This window comes from Rhodococcus sp. 05-2254-2 (assembly GCF_002259095.1).
Classification (GTDB): domain Bacteria; phylum Actinomycetota; class Actinomycetes; order Mycobacteriales; family Mycobacteriaceae; genus Rhodococcoides.
This window is the reverse complement of record NZ_NOZJ01000001.1, coordinates 559,250-578,137: the sequence shown is the minus strand read 5'-3', so window position 1 is coordinate 578,137 and position 18,888 is coordinate 559,250. Positions and strand designations below refer to the sequence as shown.

Annotated in this window: 17 protein-coding genes; 1 reads left to right on the top strand and 16 read right to left on the bottom strand. The window is 64.7% G+C overall.

Going from position 1 to position 18,888, the window contains the following annotated elements:
- Positions 1 to 153: 153 nt before the first annotated feature.
- The 16 genes from tuf to CH283_RS02865 form a co-directional block, all read right to left on the bottom strand.
- The gene (gene tuf, locus CH283_RS02940) at positions 154 to 1,344 is read right to left on the bottom strand and encodes an elongation factor Tu (protein ID WP_068052772.1); all 1,191 of its coding nucleotides are present in this window, start codon (positions 1,342 to 1,344) and stop codon (positions 154 to 156) included.
- A 105-nt stretch (positions 1,345 to 1,449) separates the two neighbouring features.
- A complete protein-coding gene (fusA, locus tag CH283_RS02935; RefSeq protein WP_032380505.1) occupies positions 1,450 to 3,552 on the bottom strand; it encodes an elongation factor G in 2,103 nt (700 codons plus the stop codon).
- A 95-nt stretch (positions 3,553 to 3,647) separates the two neighbouring features.
- Positions 3,648 to 4,118: a 30S ribosomal protein S7 gene (gene rpsG / locus CH283_RS02930; protein WP_003941856.1), complete on the bottom strand. Its 471-nt coding sequence runs from the start codon at positions 4,116 to 4,118 to the stop codon at positions 3,648 to 3,650.
- Position 4,119: 1 nt separating this feature from the next.
- Positions 4,120 to 4,494 carry a 30S ribosomal protein S12 gene (gene rpsL / locus CH283_RS02925; RefSeq protein ID WP_008714048.1) on the bottom strand — a complete coding sequence of 125 codons (375 nt, stop codon included), beginning with the start codon at positions 4,492 to 4,494 and terminating at the stop codon, positions 4,120 to 4,122.
- 294 nt (positions 4,495 to 4,788) lie between these two features.
- A complete protein-coding gene (locus CH283_RS02920; protein ID WP_068052770.1) occupies positions 4,789 to 5,316 on the bottom strand; it encodes a DUF3558 domain-containing protein in 528 nt (175 codons plus the stop codon).
- Complete coding sequence (locus CH283_RS02915; RefSeq protein ID WP_373454795.1) at positions 5,313 to 5,813, bottom strand: DUF3558 domain-containing protein; 501 nt, start codon at positions 5,811 to 5,813, stop codon at positions 5,313 to 5,315. The genes CH283_RS02920 and CH283_RS02915 overlap by 4 nt, the downstream gene beginning before the upstream one ends.
- Positions 5,814 to 5,834: 21 nt before the next feature.
- Positions 5,835 to 6,362 carry a hypothetical protein gene (locus CH283_RS02910; RefSeq protein WP_094641167.1) on the bottom strand — a complete coding sequence of 176 codons (528 nt, stop codon included), beginning with the start codon at positions 6,360 to 6,362 and terminating at the stop codon, positions 5,835 to 5,837.
- Between the two features lie 42 nt (positions 6,363 to 6,404).
- The gene (locus CH283_RS02905) at positions 6,405 to 7,811 is read right to left on the bottom strand and encodes a guanine deaminase (RefSeq protein WP_094641520.1); all 1,407 of its coding nucleotides are present in this window, start codon (positions 7,809 to 7,811) and stop codon (positions 6,405 to 6,407) included.
- A 61-nt stretch (positions 7,812 to 7,872) separates the two neighbouring features.
- Positions 7,873 to 8,496 (bottom strand): TetR/AcrR family transcriptional regulator, encoded by a 624-nt coding sequence (locus tag CH283_RS02900; protein ID WP_094641518.1) that lies wholly within the window; start codon positions 8,494 to 8,496, stop codon positions 7,873 to 7,875.
- A 45-nt stretch (positions 8,497 to 8,541) separates the two neighbouring features.
- The gene (locus CH283_RS02895) at positions 8,542 to 9,294 is read right to left on the bottom strand and encodes an enoyl-CoA hydratase family protein (RefSeq protein ID WP_094641166.1); all 753 of its coding nucleotides are present in this window, start codon (positions 9,292 to 9,294) and stop codon (positions 8,542 to 8,544) included.
- Positions 9,294 to 10,454, bottom strand: a complete 1,161-nt coding sequence (locus tag CH283_RS02890) for an acyl-CoA dehydrogenase family protein (protein WP_068283787.1) — start codon at positions 10,452 to 10,454, stop codon at positions 9,294 to 9,296. Before CH283_RS02890 ends, CH283_RS02895 begins: the two co-directional genes overlap by 1 nt.
- Entirely contained in the window at positions 10,451 to 12,472 is a 2,022-nt protein-coding gene (locus tag CH283_RS02885) for an ATP-binding protein (protein ID WP_094641165.1), read from the bottom strand. Before CH283_RS02885 ends, CH283_RS02890 begins: the two co-directional genes overlap by 4 nt.
- 4 nt (positions 12,473 to 12,476) lie before the next feature.
- Positions 12,477 to 14,075, bottom strand: coding sequence for an acyl-CoA carboxylase subunit beta (locus CH283_RS02880; protein WP_094641164.1), 1,599 nt, complete (start codon positions 14,073 to 14,075; stop codon positions 12,477 to 12,479).
- Positions 14,072 to 15,220, bottom strand: a complete 1,149-nt coding sequence (locus tag CH283_RS02875; protein WP_094641163.1) for an acyl-CoA dehydrogenase family protein — start codon at positions 15,218 to 15,220, stop codon at positions 14,072 to 14,074. Before CH283_RS02875 ends, CH283_RS02880 begins: the two co-directional genes overlap by 4 nt.
- Positions 15,217 to 16,911 carry an acyclic terpene utilization AtuA family protein gene (locus CH283_RS02870; protein WP_094641162.1) on the bottom strand — a complete coding sequence of 565 codons (1,695 nt, stop codon included), beginning with the start codon at positions 16,909 to 16,911 and terminating at the stop codon, positions 15,217 to 15,219. The genes CH283_RS02875 and CH283_RS02870 overlap by 4 nt, the downstream gene beginning before the upstream one ends.
- Positions 16,908 to 17,720 carry a TIGR03084 family metal-binding protein gene (locus tag CH283_RS02865; RefSeq protein ID WP_068052745.1) on the bottom strand — a complete coding sequence of 271 codons (813 nt, stop codon included), beginning with the start codon at positions 17,718 to 17,720 and terminating at the stop codon, positions 16,908 to 16,910. The genes CH283_RS02870 and CH283_RS02865 overlap by 4 nt, the downstream gene beginning before the upstream one ends.
- Positions 17,721 to 17,820: 100 nt before the next feature.
- On the opposite strand from CH283_RS02865, the gene CH283_RS02860 reads away from it, so the two are divergent.
- Entirely contained in the window at positions 17,821 to 18,885 is a 1,065-nt protein-coding gene (locus tag CH283_RS02860) for an endonuclease/exonuclease/phosphatase family protein (protein WP_094641161.1), read from the top strand.
- Positions 18,886 to 18,888 lie beyond the last annotated feature (3 nt).

The following is an 18,888-nucleotide window of genomic DNA, read 5'->3' as shown; positions in this document are numbered from 1 at the left end:
GAATGTCCCCTTGTTGCAGTCAGAGTGACTGAAAGCCACATTGATCCCAACTGGGAGGGGGAGGTGGACGGTCACGGGAGGGGTGCACGCACGCAAAAGCGGCACCCACCCTTTCGGGTGAGTGCCGCTTCAGGTACAGCTGGTGAAACTAGATCACTTGACGATCTTCGTGACGCGACCGGCTCCGACGGTACGACCGCCCTCACGGATTGCGAAACGGAGGCCGACATCCATGGCGACCGGCTGGATCAGCGTGACGGACATCTCGGTGTTGTCACCGGGCATGACCATCTCGGTGCCCTCGGGAAGGGTCACGACGCCCGTAACGTCCGTGGTACGGAAGTAGAACTGCGGGCGGTAGTTGTTGAAGAACGGCGTGTGGCGGCCGCCCTCGTCCTTCGAGAGGATGTAGGCGTTACCCTCGAACTCCGTGTGGGGAGTCGTGGTGCCGGGCTTGATGATGACCTGTCCACGCTCGACGTCTTCGCGCTTGATGCCACGAACGAGGAGGCCGACGTTGTCGCCTGCCTGACCCGAGTCGAGCAGCTTGCGGAACATTTCGATTCCGGTGACGGTGGTCTTGGTCGAGCCGGGGCGGATGCCGACGATCTCGACCTCTTCGTTGACGTTGACCGAGCCGCGCTCGATACGTCCGGTGACCACGGTGCCACGACCGGTGATGGTGAAGACGTCCTCGACGGGCATGAGGAACGGCTTGTCGGTCTCACGGACGGGGTCCGGAACCGAATCGTCGACGGCCTGCATGAGCTCCATGACCGACTCGCCCCACTTCTCGTCACCCTCGAGTGCCTTGAGTGCGGAGACCTTGATGACCGGTGCGTCCTCGTCGAACTCCTGCGAAGCGAGGAGCTCGCGGACCTCCATCTCGACGAGCTCGATGATCTCGTCGTCGTCGACCATGTCGGCCTTGTTCAGTGCGACCAGGATGTACGGAACACCGACCTGGCGGGCGAGCAGCACGTGCTCGCGGGTCTGCGGCATCGGGCCGTCGGTTGCTGCAACGACCAGGATTGCGCCGTCCATCTGTGCCGCGCCGGTGATCATGTTCTTGATGTAGTCGGCGTGACCCGGTGCATCGACGTGCGCGTAGTGGCGCTTCTCGGTCTGGTACTCGACGTGGGAGATGTTGATCGTGATACCACGAGCCTTCTCCTCCGGAGCCTTGTCGATCTGATCGAAAGCCGAGGCCTCGTTCAGGTCCGGGAACTTGTCGTGCAGAACCTTGGTGATTGCAGCCGTCAGCGTCGTCTTACCGTGGTCAACGTGACCGATGGTGCCGATGTTGACGTGCGGCTTCGTCCGATCGAACTTCGCCTTCGCCACTGTGTGTCCTCCTGGACTGATCTGTGCGGGCCCCGACCGGGGCCGGCACGCGTATGTGTTCTTACTTATTACAGGTCGAGCGTGGTCCAGCAAACGAAGAGAGAATTACTCTCCGTTGACCTTCGCGATGATTTCCTTCGCTACGTTCGCGGGAACTTCTGCGTACGAATCGAAGACCATGGAGTAGTTAGCGCGGCCCTGTGTCTTCGACCGAAGGTCTCCGATGTAGCCGAACATCTCCGACAGCGGAACCAGTGCCTTGACGATACGGGCACCGCTGCGTTCCTCCATGGCCTGGATCTGACCACGGCGGGAGTTCAGGTCGCCGATGACCTCACCCATGTAATCCTCGGGCGTGATGACCTCGACGGCCATGACGGGTTCGAGAATGACGGGGCTGGCCTTGCGGGCGGCTTCCTTGAACGCTTGTGAGCCGGCGACCTTGAAGGCCATTTCCGACGAGTCGACGTCGTGGTACGCACCGTCGAGCAGTGTGACCTTGACGTTGACCAGGGGGTATCCGGCGAGAACACCGTACTGCATGGCGTCCTGCGCACCGGCGTCGACCGAGGGGATGTACTCCCTGGGCACACGACCACCGGAGACCTTGTTCTCGAATTCGTAGGTCGCACCGTCTTCGCCCTCGAAAGGCTCGAGCTTGATGATGACCTTCGCGAACTGGCCGGAGCCACCGGTCTGCTTCTTGTGGGTGTAGTCGTGCTTCTCGACCGTCTTGCGGATGGTCTCGCGGTACGCGACCTGCGGCTTGCCGACGTTGGCCTCGACCTTGAACTCGCGACGCATACGGTCGACGAGGATATCGAGGTGCAGCTCGCCCATGCCGCCGATGACGGTCTGGCCGGTGTCCTCGTCCAGCTTCACCGAGAAGGTGGGATCCTCTTCGGCGAGCTTCTGGATTGCTGTTCCCAGCTTCTCCTGGTCGGACTTGGTCTTCGGCTCGATCGAGACCTGGATGACCGGGTCCGGGAAGCTCATGGACTCGAGGATGATCTGGTTCTGCGGATCGCAGAGCGTGTCACCCGTCGTGGTGTCCTTGAGGCCGATGACCGCGTAGATGTGACCGGCAGATGCGGTCGCGATCGCGTTCTCCTTGTTGGAGTGCATCTGGAACAGCTTGCCCAGACGCTCCTTCTTGCCCTTGGTCGAGTTGATGACCTGAGCGCCGGAGTCGACCTTGCCCGAGTACACCCGGACGTAGGTCAGCTTGCCGAAGAAGGGGTGAGTGGCGATCTTGAACGCGAGAGCCGCGAACGGCTCGTCTGCGGACGGCTTGCGAGTGATCTCCTTCTCCTCGTCGCCGACGGCGTGTCCGATGGTCTCGGCAACGTCGAGGGGAGACGGGAGGTAGTCGATGACCGCGTCGAGCATGGGCTGGACGCCCTTGTTCTTGAACGCGGATCCACACAGGATCGGGTACAGCTCGCTGTTGACCGTCATCTTGCGGATGGCACCCTTGATCTCGTCGATCGTGAGCTCTTCGCCGCCGAAGTGCTTCTCCAGAAGCGCTTCGTCGGACTCGGCCACGGTCTCGAGCAGCATGGTGCGGTACTCGTCCGCGCGCTCCTTGAGGTTTTCCGGGATCTCCTGGATCTCGTACTTCTCGCCGAGCTTGGTCTCGCCACTCCACACGAGAGCCTTCATCTGCACGAGGTCGATGACGCCCTCGAAATCGTTCTCTGCGCCGATGGGCAGCTGGATGACCAGCGGCTTGGCACCGAGACGATCGATGATGGTCTGCACGGTGTAGTAGAAGTCCGCGCCGAGCTTGTCCATCTTGTTGACGAAGCAGATGCGCGGCACGTCGTACTTGTCGGCCTGACGCCAGACCTGCTCGGACTGCGGCTCGACACCTTCTTTGCCGTCGAACACTGCGACAGCGCCGTCGAGGACGCGGAGCGAGCGCTCCACCTCGACGGTGAAGTCGACGTGACCGGGGGTGTCGATGATGTTGATCTGGTTGTCGTTCCAGAAGCACGTCGTGGCAGCAGAGGTGATCGTGATGCCACGCTCCTGCTCCTGCTCCATCCAGTCCATGGTGGCTGCGCCATCGTGAACTTCACCGATCTTGTAGGAGATACCGGTGTAGAAGAGGATGCGTTCGGTAGTGGTGGTCTTGCCGGCATCGATGTGGGCCATGATGCCGATGTTGCGGACCTTGTTGAGGTCGGTCAGCACGTCCTGTGCCACGAGTTAACCCGCCTTGGTGTTGGAAGAGGTATTGCCTGAGCTGATCAACGCTCCGGCGGTATCGGATAGTTCCGAATACCGCCCGAGCGAGGAGATCACCAGCGGTAGTGGGCGAACGCCTTGTTGGCTTCGGCCATCTTGTGAGTGTCTTCGCGACGCTTCACAGCGGCACCGAGGCCGTTGCTGGCGTCGAGCAACTCGTTTGCCAGACGCTCGACCATGGTCTTCTCACGACGAGCGCGCGAGAACGTGACCAGCCAGCGCAGTGCCAGCGTGGTGGAGCGGCCGGGACGAACCTCGACGGGCACCTGGTAGGTGGCACCACCGACGCGACGGCTGCGAACCTCGAGGGCCGGCTTGACGTTGTCGAGTGCACGCTTGAGCGTGACGACGGGGTCGGTGCCGGTCTTCTCGCGAGCCTGCTCGAGCGCCTGGTAGACGATGCGCTCGGCGGTCGACTTCTTGCCGTCGAGGAGAATCTTGTTGACGAGCTGCGTGACCAACGGCGATCCGTAGACCGGGTCGTTGATCAGCGGCCGCTTGGGTGCTGGGCCCTTGCGTGGCATATCAGCTCTTCTCCTTCTTGGCTCCGTAGCGGCTACGAGCCTGCTTGCGGTTCTTGACACCCTGGGTGTCGAGCGAGCCGCGGATGATCTTGTAACGCACACCCGGGAGGTCCTTCACACGACCACCGCGAACGAGCACCATCGAGTGCTCCTGCAGGTTGTGACCCTCACCGGGGATGTATGCGGTGACCTCGACCGAGGAGGTCAGGCGAACACGCGCGACCTTACGGAGAGCGGAGTTCGGCTTCTTGGGGGTGGTGGTGTACACGCGAGTGCACACGCCACGGCGCTGTGGACTGCCCTTGAGGGCAGCGGTCTTCAGTTTCGCGACCTTGTCGGTGCGTCCCTTACGGACCAGCTGGTTGATCGTTGGCATGAACCGGCTTTCTTCGTGTCGATAAACAGGGATCTAGCAGTTGGAGCAAGAGAACACTGCTCCTCACCCGGTACTGCTGCTGCTCCAGTACTGCTACCGCGGGTCTCTTGCACCCCGCGGTCGGGTGTGTCGCATACCCCCACACGTCCAGCCGGTTGCGCGCTCTCAGAGCGAACGTGCGCACGGCTGTACCTCGCATAGGCACACAAACGGTCCGGCCAGGCCGGACACGACCCATAACGATACCCGGCGGCGCGGCCTCGGGTCAAAACACCCTTCGCCCTGATACGCAACCTATCTGCTCAGGTTGAGTGTGAGGTCGGCCAGCTTCGCCGCGGCCTGGCACGGATCGGGATGAGCGGCACCGGGCTGGTACTGCACCCACCACCCGAAGATGCCGTCCCGATCCGCCCCGGCCGAGACTCCGCACGAATCGGGATCGTTCGGACGCTGAGCCTGGATTGCCTTGCGGCCCTGCACCGTTGTGTCGGTGACGGTGTACATCATCTTTTCCTCGGCCGCCCGCTCGGCGGCCAGAGTGCCGGATTCGAACCAGTTGAACGTCACTTTCACCGTGCCCGCGGAGCCGACGAGATCCCACCGACAGATGGCCCCGAAGAAGCCGCGTTCGATGGCGTCGGCTCCGGTGGTCTCGGCGATCTGGTCGTCGGAGACGGCATCGCACTCGGTCAACAATTCGGTGAATTCTTGGCCACCGGAGCCTGCGAAGCTCGCCGGTCTCGCAGTTCCCTGGACGGTCTGGGCGCACCCGGCGACGAGCAACAGGGTCGACGCCGCCGCGACCACTCGTTTGCGCGTCATTGCTTGCGCTCCACGGTCAGAGTCGCGAGTTCGTTTCCGACGTCGCACGGCGGGCGCGCGGCAGGTCCGAGGGAGTACGTGATCGACCAGTGAAAGAAGTCGTCGCCGAACTGCACGCCTATTTCGCACAGGGTGTCCTGCTCGGCCTCGAACCCCGGGTTGCCGTCGATCTCGATGTCTTTCGCCGGACGGCCGATCAGCTCGGAACCGGCGCGTTCGCGTCCGATAGGGCTGCCGCGGTACCAGGAGAAGCTGACTCCCGGTCCGCCGAACCCCGTGGTCTCCCACTGGCACCCGACGGAATTACGGGTGATCTGAGCGAACGGGCCCGCTCCGAACGCGGACTGCACCTCGGCGTCGGTGATCGATCCGCATTCACCGAAGAAGGGACCCGGCTCGTAGACCGTGGTCGTCGGAGCAGTCTCTTGCGTCGATGCAGCGTCGTCCTCCGCACCGCCGCACCCGGCGATCAGCACGGCTGTTGCCGTCACGACCATCGCGAACCGTCTCGTCATCTGCTACGGGGCCGAGAATCCGCCGACGCCGGGAATGTCGAACACGATTCCGGAGGCAAGGACGTGCGCGGTGAACAGGACCGGCCCGCTGCCGGTATCGGCGACGACCGGCCCCGCGGGCTCGAACACGCCGTTTCCCTGCCGGCAGATCGGTGCGTTGACCGACCCGGTGCGTCCGTTGGCGATGTTGACGAAGTCGACCTGCAGGCTGGCGAAGTTCTGGTACGACGTGCAGATCCGCGGATCGGCGGCACGGCCCCAGATGTGGGTCAGTCCCGGAGTCTCGGTACCGGCGACCTCGATCGTGCCGATCCACTGATCCGGAACGATGAGTCCGCCGACGGTGACTCCGAGGTTGGGAATCTGCAGAACGGGGACGGGAACCGGTCCGGGCTGGGGTGCAGGTGCGTTCTCGGTGGGTGCAGGCGGCGCATCGGCAGGCGGTTGCGCCTGTGCGACCGGCGCGAGGGCCATGGTGCCCACAGCCGCGAATGCGGCTGCGAGGAGACCGAATCGAGTCCGACGAGCCATACCTGTGCGTCTCCTGATCCTTTGGAAGCGAGTCGCCATACGTTACCGCGAAGCGGCGAGCTTCCGGCCCTGGACGTAGACGCCGACGATCGCGGGCTCGCGCATCGACATCAGCAGCGCGAACAGGGTCTGGTCTCGGGCGAGCTCGGCATCGTCGGCGCGGACGCCGTGGTCGATCGCCGCCGCGAGCTGGGGCCATGCGGACGGATCGACCACGACGAAATCGGCTTCCTTGCCCGCGTCGAAGTTGCCGATTCGGCTCTCCATGTCCAGCGCTCGTGCCCCGGCGAGGGTTCCGGTGAACAGCAATTCGGCGGGATGCAGGGACAGTCCGGCGTCACCGGCCTCGGAGATGTGCACCTTGAACGCGTCGGCGAGGACCTGCGGCAACAGCCACTCGTCACCGCCGCCGAAGTCCGATCCGATGGCGATGTTCACCCCCGCGGCGACGGTTCGCTTCCAAGGCATCGTGCCCGAGCCCAGGAACTGCTGCGAGGTGGGACAGTGCGCGATGGACGTGCCGGTCTCTGCCATTCGCGCGAGTTCGACGTCCTGACAGTGCACCGCGTGGGCCAGGACGGTGCGCGGGCCCAGAAAGCTCTTCCCACCGACCTGCGAGCCCGGCAGAAACTTGCCGTCGTAGGTGTCGAGGTACGTCTCCACCCCGTAGGCGTTCTTGGTGGCGTCGATCTCGCCGGTCCCCGGCCGGTTGTTCTCGTTCAGGTGTGTGTGGAAGTAGACGCCTCGGGCGCGCACGGAATCGTAGAGCTCGCCGAGGTTCTTCAGCGTCTGCGTCGTCACCGAGAGCGAGAACCGCGGTACGACGGCCACGTGCAGCATCGCCGTGTCGACATCGCCGGTGTCGGCGGCGTGCCACTTCTCGATCTCCTCGGACACCAGTCGGATGGCCTCGTCCTCACCGGTGATCAATGCCTGCGCCGACGCCGGGCCGGTGGTCTGGACCCCTCGGCCGCTGACGATGCGTAGCCCGTGCTCGAGTGTTTCGGCGAACAGCGAATCCTGCGCATGCGGGAACGCCGATCCGAACACCATTGCCTGCGTGGTTCCGGCCCGGATCCGCGCGGCGCAGAAGTCTCTGGCCGCAGCGGCAGCGAACTCGGGATCGGCGAAGCGGGACTCGGACGGAAAGATGCACGTGTTCAGCCACTCGAGCAGTTGCCCGCCGCCGTAGGAATCTCCGGCGTAGGTCTGCGGGAAGTGAATGTGGGTGTCGACGAATCCCGGCAGCAGGAACGCGGGCCGATGGTCGGCAACCGCATGCTGCGCGAATTCGGTTGGGAGCGAATCGAACTCACCACAGAACTCGATCTTGCCGTCGTCGCCGACCACGAGGGCACCGTCGGGAATCGACACCAGCGCGGCGGCGGCGTCGAGCACCGTGGGCGAGCCGGCGACGTGAAAGATATGGCCGCGGTGCACGCGTGCGATTTCGGAAGTCACCCGCCAGACTCAAGCACACGTCGATCGGAACTGCAGATCGTGCGGCTCTCTACTGCGCTACCGCTCCCGCGGCGGACAGCCGCGCGTTCAACGACGCATCCAACACCTCTGCCCACGAGCGCACGACCTCGGCACGTCGTCGTGCGTCGTCGGTCAGAACATCGGCCAGACCCAGACCGCGGGCGAGGTCGAGGGTTGCCTGAACGAGACGGTGGGTGACGGGATCGTTGTCGTCGACCCCGAGGTTCTCGACGGCCATCTTGTGGGCCCGACGACCGAACCGTTCTTCGAGAGGAACGATCCGATCGCGCAACTCGGGGTCGGCCGAGGCCGCGGTCCAGACCTGCAGTGCCGCTTTGAACATCGGCCCGGTGTAGTACTCGACGAGCCGCTCCACCACCAGTGTCGTCCGGCCGGGGCCCGCCGGAATCTCCTGGGCCTCGCGGCGAGCGCTGTCCATCCGAGTGTCGAACATGTACTCGAGCGCTCCGGTGATCAGGTCCTCACGCGTCGGGAAATGATGCTGGGTCGCGCCGCGGGAGACGCCTGCACGTTCGGCGACCACCCCGACCGTCGTTGCCACCCAGCCCTGCTCGGCGAGCGAATCGATCGTCGCCTCGAGCAGTCGCTGACGCGTCACCCGGCTGCGGTCCTGCTTGGGTTCGCGCGCCATCACCATCGCCATACTCCCTACTACCGACCCGACTTCTCGGCCGCTCTACTTCTCGGCCGCCCAGGACGGGGGCCTCTTCTCCAGAAAGGACATCATCCCCTCTCGGGCCTCGTCGGATGCAAACAACCTGGCCGATTGCTCGGCGACGGCCGTCCCACGCTCGTCCATCTCGCGCCTGATCGCGGCCGTGGTGAGGCGCTTCGACTCGGCCAGGCCCTGCGGCGAACACTTCCTGAACACGATCATGTAGTCGGCCACCACGGCTGCGGGGACGGCGTCGGCCACGGTGACCAGACCGATCGCCTCGGCCGTCGCCCCGTCGAACGTCTCCCCGGTGAGGAAATAGCGACTCGCCGCGCGAGACGTCAGCCGCGGCAGCACGGCCACCGATATGACCGACGCGGCCAGGCCCAGCCGAACCTCCGTCAACGCGAACGAGCTCTCGGGTCCGGCGACCGCGACGTCGCAGGCCGCGACGAGCCCCATCCCGCCTGCCCGCACATGTCCGTCGATCTTCGCGACGACGGGTTTCGGGGTGTCGATGATCAGCCGCATCAGATCCAGCATCTGCCGGGTGCGAAGTTCCGGTGATGCCCCGGCTTCGCGGAGGTCTGCTCCGGCACAGAACGTGGTGCCGGTGTGACCGAGCACGATCGTTCTGACGTCGTCGTCGAGCGCCGCAGCGGTGAGTCCCGCTGTCAGCTCCTCGACCATCACCGAGGACAGCGCATTCCGGTTCTCCGGCGAATCCAACGTCAAATACGCTGTGTCCTTGCCCGACTCGACGAGAACGGCCATCAGTAGCTTCTCGGCAGTCCGAGCGAGTGCTGGCTCACGAAGTTCAGGATCATCTCCCGACTCACCGGTGCGACGCGGGCGATGCGAGCAGCCCCGAGCATCGCAGCCAAGCCGTACTCGCTGCTCAAGCCGGCACCGCCGTGGGTCTGGATCGCCTGATCGAGCGCCTTGATGCTGGCTTCGGCCGCAGCATATTTCGCCATGTTCGCCGCCTCGGCCGCACCGAAGTCGTCGCCGGAATCGTAGAGCACCGCAGCCTTCTGCATCATCAGCTTCGCGAGCTCGAGCTCGATCTTGCACTGCGCCAACGGGTGCGCGAGACCCTGATGCGCTCCGATCGGCGTCTTCCAGACCGTCCGCTCGTTGGCGTACTTCACGGCGGCGTCGATGGCGTAGCGACCCATCCCGACGGCCATCGCGGCACCGAGAATGCGCTCGGGGTTCAGGCCGGCGAACAGCTGCATCAGGGCGGCGTCGGCCTCACCGACGAGCGCTTCGGCGGGGAGCCTGACGTCGTCGAGGAACAGCACGAACTGATGATCGGGCTCGACGATGTCCATCTCCATCTGCGTCTTCTGCAGACCCGGAGCGTCCGTGGGCACGATGAACAGCGCCGGCTTGAGCTTGCCGGTCTTCGAATCCTCGGTGCGTGCGACGATCAAAACCGCATCGGCCTGATCCACGCCGGAGATGTAGATCTTGTTGCCCTTGAGAATCCACTCGTCACCGTCACGACGCGCCGTGGTGGTGATCTGGTGCGAATTGGAGCCGGCGTCGGGTTCGGTGATGCCGAAGACCATGATCTTGGACCCGTCGGCGAGCGCGGTGAGCCACTCCTGCTTCTGGTCGGCCGTGCCGTACTTGCCGATGATGGTGCCGCAGATGGCCGGGCTGACGACGACCAGCAGCAGACCGGCACCGTGCGCGGCCAACTCCTCCTGCACGAGCGCGAGTTCGTAGATGCCCGCGCCACCGCCGCCGTACTCCTCGGGAAGGTTGACGCCGAGGAAGCCGAGCTTGCCCGCCTCGTTCCACAGTTCGGTCAGCGGCTCACCCTTGCGCGCCTTCGGCAGGACGTAGTCGATGTAGTTGTAGCGCTTGCCGAGTGACGAGACTGCGTTGCGCAGACCCTTCTGCTCTTCGGTTTCGATGAAACTCATGATTGCTCCACTCCCTCTTCGGTGACGGCTTCTTCGGTGACAACGGCGAGAACAGCGCCGACTTCGACTTGCTGGCCTTCCACAACGTTCAATTCGGTGAGCACACCGTCGGCAGGCGCGGTGACCGTGTGTTCCATCTTCATCGCCTCCAGCCACAGGATGGGCTGACCGGCGGTGACGGTATCGCCCTGCGCTGCAGCGATTCTGATGACACTGCCGGGCATCGGTGCGAGCAGCGAACCGGCCGCGACCTCGTCGGTGGGGTCGGTGAACCGCGGGGCCTTGATCAACCTGACCGGACCGAGCGCGGAATCGACGAAGACGTCCGAACCGTAGCTGCTCACCTGGAAGATACGACGAATTCCGTTGTCGTCGAGCGTCACCCGCGTCGGAGTGTGCTCTATCAGTTCGACGCCCTCGAGTTCGACGCCGTCCACCGAGGCGGTGAGTCCGCTGCGACCGATCGAGTATTCGACGGTGATGTCGTTGTACGTCTTGCGCTGCGGTTGAGACCGGAGATTGCGCCAACCGCCGGGCAGTCCCCGGTTCACCCGCGCCTGCGCGACGTTGCTCGCTGCGTCGGCCAACGCAGCCGCGAGAGCCGAGAGTTCCTCGGCGAGGCCGTGTGCGATCGGCTGAGCCAGTACCTCGAGCCCGTGCGTGTCGAAGAAAGCCGTGTCGGTATCCCCGGCCTGGAACGCCGGATGCCGCAGGATGTTGACCAGTAGATCGCGGTTGGTCTTCAGGCCGTGAACGGTGGCCTTGTGCAACGCTTTCGCCAGTAGATTCGCAGCCTGATCCCGCGTCGGCGCGAACGAGATGACCTTCGCGAGCATCGGGTCGTAATGAGTTCCCACCACACTGCCGGTCTCGACGCCGGAATCGACCCTGATGCCGGCCTTCGCGAGAACCTCGAACTGCGCACCGGGGATCTCGAATCGGTGCACGGCACCGCTCTGCGGCTGCCAGTCCTGGGCCGGATCCTCCGCGTAGAGGCGAACTTCGATGGAGTGTCCACGTGTCTCGGGCTGCTCGGCGGGCAACCGCTCCCCCGCGGCGACCCTGATCTGCAGCGCCACCAGGTCGAGTCCCGTCGTGCATTCGGTGACCGGGTGCTCCACCTGCAGACGGGTGTTCATCTCGAGGAAGAAGAAATTGCCCTTCTCGTCGGCGAGGAATTCGACGGTACCCGCACCCTCGTAGCCGATGGCCTCGGTGGCCAGCGTCGCCGCATGGAAGAGCTTCTCGCGCATGCCGTCGATGCGTTCGACGAGCGGCGACGGTGCCTCCTCGACGACCTTCTGATGTCTGCGTTGGATCGAGCATTCGCGCTCCCCCACCGTCCACACCGTGCCGAATCTGTCGGCCATGACCTGCACTTCGATGTGCCGGCCGGTCTCGATGTACCGCTCGACGAACACCGTTCCGTCACCGAATGCCGAGAGTGCCTCGCGCCCGGCGGCTTCGAGCTCCGAATCCAGGTTTTCGAGATCGCGCACGATGCGCATGCCGCGCCCGCCGCCGCCCGCGGACGCCTTGATCAGCACCGGAAGCTCGTTCTCGGTGACCGACTCGGGATCGAGCTGGGTCAGCACCGGCACTCCGGCGTCGGCCATCATCTTCTTGGACTCGACCTTCGAGCCCATCAATTCGATGGCCTTGACGGGCGGCCCGATCCATGTCAGGCCGGCGTTCTGCACCTGCTGCGCGAAATCGGCGTTCTCGGAGAGGAATCCGTATCCCGGATGCACGGCGTCGGCTCCGGCGGCCGCGGCTGCCGCGATGACGAGCTCGCCGCGCAGGTACGTCTCGGCCGAACTGTTTCCGGGTAGCCGCACTGCCGAGTCGGCCTCGCGCACGTGCGGGGAGTTCGCGTCGGCGTCGGAGAACACCGCGACAGTGTCGATGCCCTCGGCGCGACAGGTGGTGAACACGCGTCGGGCGATTTCGCCGCGGTTGGCTACGAGGACGGAGGTGACAGGAGCGGAGCCTGCGTAGTAACCAGATAACACGGTCATGGCGTCACATCCGGAAGACACCGAAGTTGGCGGTGCCTTCGATCGGGGCGGTGGCGATGGCCGACAGGCACATTCCCACCACCGTGCGGGTATCACGGGGGTCGATGACGCCGTCGTCGTAGAGGCGTCCGGAGAGGAACATCGGCATCGACTCGGCCTCGATCTGGCCTTCGATCATCGCGCGCATTCCGGAATCGGCTTCGGCGTCGAAGGCTTGTCCGCGAGCTTCTGCAGCGGCGCGTCCGACGATGGAGATGACACCGGCGAGCTGCGCGCCGCCCATGACGGCGGATTTGCTGGACGGCCAGGCGAAGAGGAATCGCGGATCGAATGCGCGTCCGCACATGCCGTAGTGACCGGCTCCGTAGGACGCGCCGAGCAGAATGGAGATGTGCGGCACCGTGGAGTTGGACACGGCGTTGATCATCATCGATCCGTGTTTGATCATCCCGCCCTCCTCGTATTCCTTGCCGACCATGTATCCGGTGGTGTTGTGCAGGAACAGAAGTGGGGTGTTCGAGCGATTGGCGAGCTGAATGAACTGCGTCGCCTTCTGTGATTCCTCGCTGAACAACACACCGCGGGCATTGGCCAGAATGCCGATCGGATATCCGTGCAGCTCGGCCCAGCCGGTGACGAGCGAACCGCCGTACATGGGCTTGAACTCGTCGAAATCCGAACCGTCGACGATGCGGGCGATGACCTCGCGTGGGTCGAACGGGATCTTCAGATCCGTGGGGACGATGCCGAGCAGGTCCTCGGGGTCGGCCAACGGCTCGATGACCTCGGCGCGCGGCTCGGGGCCCTTCTTCTTCCAGTTCAAACGAGAAACGATGCTGCGCCCGATGCGGATGGCGTCCTGCTCGTCGACGGCGAAGTAGTCTGCGAGACCGGACTTTCGGGCGTGCATCTCGGCACCGCCGAGCGACTCGTCGTCCGAGTCCTCGCCGGTCGCCATCTTGACCAACGGTGGTCCGGCGAGGAAGACCTTGGAGCGTTCCTTGACCATGACGACGTGATCGGACATGCCGGGGATGTACGCGCCGCCTGCGGTGGAGTTACCGAACACCAGCGCGATCGTGGGGATGCCCGCCGCCGAGAGCTGCGTCAGATCACGGAACATGCGACCGCCGGGGATGAACACCTCCTTCTGAGTCGGAAGATCGGCTCCACCGGACTCGACCAAGGAGATGACCGGAAGCCGGTTCTGCGTGGCGATGTCGTTGCCGCGGAACCCCTTCTTCAGCGTCCACGGGTTGCTCGCCCCGCCGCGGACCGTCGGGTCGTTGGCGACGATGAGGCATTCGACGCCGCACACCACGCCGATACCCATGACGGTGCTGGCTCCGACGGGAAAGTCGCTGCCCCAGGCCGCGAGTGGGCACAGTTCGAGGAAGGCCGAGTCCTCGTCGATCAGCAGTTCGATGCGTTCACGGGCGAGAAGCTTGCCGCGCTTCTTGTGTCGCTCCACGTATTTCTGACCGCCACCGAGCAGAGCCTTCGAGTGCTCGGCTTCGATCTCGCCGAGTTTGGTGTTCATGGCCTCGACGCTCCCCGCGTACTGCTCCGATGCGGTGTCGAGGGTGGACTTGAGCACGCTCATGCCTGGTACCCCAATCGTTTTGCAGCCAGCCCGGTGAGGATCTCGGTGGTCCCGCCGCCGATGCCGAGGATGCGCATGTCGCGGTACTGCCGCTCGACTTCGCTCTCGCGCATGTAGCCGAGCCCGCCGAAGAGCTGCACCGCTTGATTGGCGACCCACTCCCCGGACTCGACGGCGGTGTTCTTCGCGAAGCAGACTTCGGCGATGAAGTCTTGGTTCTCCTGCAGGGACCGCTCGACGAGGGAGCGGGTGTAGACGCGGGCGATGTCGATCTTGCGCGCCATCTCGGTGACGGTGTTCTGTACGGATTGCCGTGCGATGAGCGGCTTTCCGAAGGTCTCCCGATCGCGGACCCACTGCAGCGTCAGATCCAGGCACCGCTGCGCGCTGGCGTAGGCCTGCGCAGCGAGGGCGATTCGCTCGGTGAGAAACGCCTGCGCGATCTGCGCGAAGCCGCTGTTCTCGGCACCGACGAGATTGGCGACCGGGACGCGGGCGTCGACGAACGACAGCTCGGCGGTATCGGATGCGCGCCAGCCCATCTTGTCGAGCTTGCTGGTGACCTCGAACCCTGGCGTGCCCTTCTCGATGACGAGCAGCGAGACGCCCGCTGCGCCCTCGCCTCCGGTCCGCACCGCGGTGACGATGAAATCTGCTCGGCACCCCGAGGTAATGTACGTCTTCGAGCCGTTGACGACGTAGTGATCGCCATCCTTGACGGCCTTCGTCCTGAGGTGCCCGACGTCGGAACCGCCACCCGGTTCGGTGATGGCGAGCGAGCCGATCTTCTCCCCCGCCAGCGTGGGCCGCACCCACTTCTCGATCTGGTCGGCGTCGCCCGCAGCCACCAAGTGCGGCAACGCAATTCCACTGGTGAACAGCGATGCGAACAGTCCACCCGACGCACCGGCCTGGTGCATCTCCTCGCAGATCACGACGGCGTCGGCCAGATCCCCGCCGTCGCCGCCGACCTCCTCGGGAAAGCCTGCTCCGATCAGTCCCAGAGCGGCTGCCTTCTTGTGCAGCTCACGCGGAATCTCGCCGTCGGTCTCCCACTGATTCATGTGCGGGGCGATGTCCTGCTCCACGAAACTGCGGACGGTCTTGCGCAGCTGCTGACGTTCCGGCGTCGTCCAGATGTTCATAGGAGTTCTCCCTTGTAGGCAAGCGTTTCGGGGATGTCGATGTGCCGCGACCGCAGCCATTCACCGAGTCCCTTGGCCTGTGGATCGAACCTGGCCTGAGAGGCGACGCCTTGGCCGAGGATGCCCTCGATGACGAAGTTCACGGCCCGCAGATTGGGCAGTACGTGACGCGTGACGGTGAGCGGCTCGGCCTCGGGCAGCATCTGCTTCAGAGTCTCGACCGTCAATGCGTGGACCAGCCAGGAGAATTCGTCGTCGGTGCGGACCCAGACCCCGACGTTGGCGTTGCCGCCCTTGTCGCCGCTTCGAGCCGCTGCGATGGTTCCGAGTGGAAGGCGAATGGTCGCCTCGGCTGCTCTGGGTGCAGGCAGCTCCGGTTCTTCTACGGGCTCCAGTACCTGCGTCTCGGTCGACGGAGCGATGGTGGACTCGGTGCCATCGGCCAGGTGCGCGACGTGCGGCACCTCGGCTGCGTCGACGAAGCCTGCGGTGAACACTCCGTAGGGCGCACCGTTTCCGGGTGGGGCGGTGACCGAGAATCCGGGATAGCTGGCCAGTGCCAGTTCGACTGCTACGGCGGAGAACTGACGTCCGACGACGTCGGGGTTGCTGTCGCGCGCGACGCAGCGCAGCAGGGCGCTGGCCGTCTCCTCGGTCTCGGCGTCGGGCTTGTCGGTGCGCACCAGCGTCCAGTCGAGCTCGGTGGGGCGAGCCGGGAGCCAGGACTCGAATTGCCGTTGTGCCAGTGCTGCTTTGGCTTCGATATCGAGGCCGGTGAGCACCATCGTGAATTCGTTGCGGAACCCGCCGAGTGCGTTGAGCGAGACCTTGTAGGTGGGCGGCGGTGCTTCGCCGGTCACGCCGGTGATGGACACCCGATCGCTGGACTCCTGCGCCAGGATCGCCGAATCGATCCGCGCGGTGACGTCGGGGTTCGCGTACCGCCCGCCGGTGATCTCGTACAGCAGCTGAGCGGTCACGGTGCCGACGCTGACGGCACCGCCGGTGCCCTCGTGCTTGGTGATGACGGACGAACCGTCGGACTCGATCTCGGCGATGGGGAATCCGGGACGGGACATGTCTGCGATTTCGGTGAAGAACGAGTAGTTGCCACCCGTCGCCTGCGTTCCGCATTCGATGACATGTCCGGCGATCACGGCCCCGGCCAACGCGTCGTAATCGGTCGGTGCCCAACCGAAGTGGGCTGCGGCCGGTCCGACGATCACGCTGGCGTCGGTGACGCGCCCGGTGACCACGACGTCGGCACCGGAGTTCAGGCATTCGACGATGCCCCATGCGCCGAGGTAGGCATTTGCGGTCAGCGGGTTGCCGAGGCCGAGTTCGGTGGCTCGGCCGAGGAGGTCGTCACCGTCGACGTACGCGATCTTCGCGCCGGAGTCCAGCTTCTCCAGTGCCTCGGCCAGGCCCCGGGGGTTGAGTCCGCCTGCGTTGGCGACGATCTTGACACCTTTGTCCAGTGCCAACCCCAGGCAATCCTCGGCCTGCCGCAGAAAGGTCTTGGCGTAGCCACGGGTCGCGTCCTTCATTCGATCGCGACCGAGAATGAGCATCGTCAGCTCGGCCAGGTAATCACCCGTGAGGTAATCGAGTTCGCCGCCCTCGAGCATCTCTCGCATGGCCGAGAGGCGGTCTCCATAGAAGCCCGAACAGTTGCCGATTCGTACGGTCATGCTTGCTCTCGTCCTGACTGTGTCCGTCCGACCCCCGGAGGGCCTGCGAAGGCTTGGGCGATGGTGAGCCAGTGCGCGGCGTCGGCTCCCTCGGCCGCAATACCGAGGTCGTCGCGGTGAGCGCGCTGGGTGACGAGAAGGCAGAAGTCGAGTGCCGGACCGCTCACCCGTTGGGCGGCATCCTCGGGTCCCCAGGTCCAGAGCTCTCCCGAGGGCGCGGTGAGCTCGATGCGGAACGGTTCGGCGGGAGGCGTTTGCTGGTTGATCGCGTAGGCGAAATCCCTTGTGCGAACGCCTATGTGTGCGACGCCGCGGATTCGGTCGGTGGCGACGCGGGTGACGCCCACCGCGTCGGCGACATCCTGACCGTGCGCCCAGGTCTCCATCAGACGCGCCGTGGCCATGGACGCCGCACTCATCGGGGGTCCGAACCAGTCGATCTTGGTCCCCGTCGGAACCTGTGTGAGCGCTTCGTTCATGGCACGGCGTCGAGTACGCCAGGTGCTCAGTAGTTCGGGATCACGCGACTCCTCCTCGGCCGCCTCGTCGACGAAGCCGGTGGGGTTCTCCCATGCCTTCTTCAGAGTGAGAGCGAACTCCTCCTTGGCCTCGACATCGCCGGATGCTCCCGACGTGGTCCGCTCCGCGACGTGATCGGTCCAGGAGAGGTGCGCTATCTGGTGCGCGACGGTCCACCCCGCGGCCGGTGTCGGTGCTGCCCACTGCTCCGGGGTCAGCTCGGCCACGAGTGCATCGAGGTCGTTGCCCTCGGCGCGTAGGTCGTCGACGAGAGAGTCGAGGTCTGCCATGAGCCCAGCTTCACAGGAGGTCCTGAAAAAAGCAAGCACGCCTGCTTGTTAATTTGTAACCTCGTGTTCGCTTGCTATCCCTACGGTGGCGAGCGTGAGAATGTCGAGACTTGTGGCCGTCACCGTTACCCTCGCCGTCATGGCCTCTGGTTGCTCCTCGTCCGACCCTGATGCAGACCGACGCGAAGCCGTTACGACGCCGGTACGCGTGGCAACGTTCAATGCCAGCCTCAATCGGCCGGTGGCCGGGCAGCTGGTGACCGATCTGCAGGGCGAGGACGCACAGGCTCGCGCGGTTGCCGATGTGATCTCCGCGAACTCACCGGATGTGTTGCTGGTCAACGAGTTCGACTACTCGGGTGACGATGCGGTGAGGCTGTTCAACGACAACTATCTCGACGGACAGTATCCGCACTCCTTCACTGCGCCGGTGAACACGGGCGTCGATTCGGGACTCGACCTGGACCGGGACGGCACACTCGGCGGCCCGGGTGATGCGTGGGGATTCGGTCAGTTCCCGGGCCAGTACGGGATGGTCGTGTACTCGAAGTTCCCGATCGCCACCGATTCGGTTCGTACGTTCCAGAACTTCCTGTGGAAGGACATGCCGGATTCGCTGCTGCCGCGCGACTACTACGGAGAGGTGTCCGACGCGCTTCGGCTGTCCAGCAAGTCTCATTGGGACGTGCCGATCGACGTGAACGGAAAGACGCTACATGTGTTGGCGTCCCACCCCACTCCCCCGTCCTTCGACGGGCCCGAAGACCGTAACGGCAAGCGCAATCACGACGAGATCAGGCTCAGTGCCGATTACATCTCGGGTGCGGACTACCTGTACGACGACAACGGTGTGCGCGGCGGGCTGGAGGACGGAGCGTCGTTCGTCATGTTGGGCGATCAGAACAGCGACCCGGTCGACGGAGATTCGGTGGCCGGTGCCATCGCGCAGGTTCTCGACCTTCCGCGGGTGCAGGATCCGGCACCCGCCTCGGCCGATCACGGCACGGACACAGCAGATTTCGCCGACCCTACGCCCGGTGACCTGCGCGTCGACTACGTGCTACCGTCGGACGGTCTGACGGTGATCGACTCCGCCGTCCACTGGACCTCGGGCACCGAGCACCCGTCGGACCACCGGCTGGTGTGGGTAGACCTCGAAATATGATGG